1 protein-coding gene is annotated in these 1,534 nt (G+C 32.1%); it reads left to right on the top strand.

All coding sequences use genetic code 11. The features are described from left to right. A partial coding sequence (locus tag ACZQCL_RS09445; RefSeq protein ID WP_482483026.1) for a DUF885 family protein occupies positions 1-1,534 on the top strand: 1,534 nt, incomplete at both ends.

Here is a 1,534-nt window from a genome sequence, read left to right as displayed (position 1 = left end):
CTTCGAACATCCAGAAGACTATGGTATTGATATTAATAATGTAGATGTAAGTCTTGGTGAATTTTACACAGACAATACTGAAGAAATCAAAGAAGATCAAAAAGAATTAAACAAGTTTAATCGCAATACTTTAGACAAGACGCAACAAACCATCTATGATGAATTAAAGTATGAGAATGAATTGAGTTTAAAAGCAGAGAACAAGAAATTTCAATATTTAAACAATTGTTGGAGCACAATGAGTGGACTTCACCAAAGTTTGATTTCTGTTTTTTCTGAATACATTTTACGAAGTGAAAAAGACATTCAAGATTTGATTACACTCATCAACGATGTGCCTCGCTATACAAATGATGTATTGGAATATACAAAAAAACAAGCAGATAAGAATACATTACAGTTTGACTATGATTCTGTTACACAAGATATTCAAGATGTGATCAATAATAAAGCGGATAGTTCAATCACAAGTGCATTATATAATGCGATTGACGCTTTAAATCTAGATGAAGAAAAAACAACATCTTATAAAGCACAAGTCAAAGATGCCATGGACACAAGTTTCTTTCCTAGTTATCAGGATATGTTAGATACATTAACCTCTCTTCAATATAACGTACAACCTCTACAAGGGTTGTCGAACTATAAGAATGGTAAGAAATATTATAAAGTATTAGTTGAAAATGCGACAAGTTCTACCGATTCTATTTCCACAATTAAAGAGAATACGCAATCCGCAATCAATTCAGCTATCACTAAATTTCAGAAGCTATATAAAGCCAATCCAATGATTGCGTATGAACTCGATTCAGTTTCAACGGATTTTACAGATGTAAATCAAATTCTAGAAAGCCTTCAAAAAAACTATAAAAAGGATTTCCCAGAAGTAAAAACCATGAAATATGATTTAAAGGCGCTACCAGAAGATCAATCTGTCAGCGGAATTGTTGCCTACTTTATTACACCCGCCTTGGATTATTCACAAAACTATCAAATGCGCTACAACAAACGTGATTATGGCGATGATCCATCAAGCCTAACACTTTATCAAACATTAGCTCATGAAGGTATTGCCGGACATATGTATCAAGCGCAATACAACAAGGAACACTTAAAATATCCAATCCAATTCTTCTACAACAATCTAGGTATGTCTGAAGGATGGGCTACTTATATGGAAAGCATGTCTTTACATTATTTAGATAATAATAAAGATTTATTAGAAGCCTATAATTTGAATAACATTCTTACCAATCTATACATTGTCTTAATGGATATCAGCATTCATTATGATGGTATGTCACTCAATGATTTCAAGAATGAATATGGCGATATGTTTGGTTCAGAAGGATTAGAAAGTATTTACAATCAATTGGCAGATAATCCAACTGTATTCTTATCTTACTATTATGGATATCTTCAAATCGTGAATTTAAAGAGTACAGCCAAATCTAGATTAAGATCTAAATTTGACAATGCAGACTTCCATAATGCCCTACTACAGTATGGTGAAGTCAACTTCAATATTGTCAAA

It is taken from the genome of Holdemanella sp. (assembly GCF_056804935.1).
This window is presented reverse-complemented; position numbering and strand designations above follow the sequence as displayed.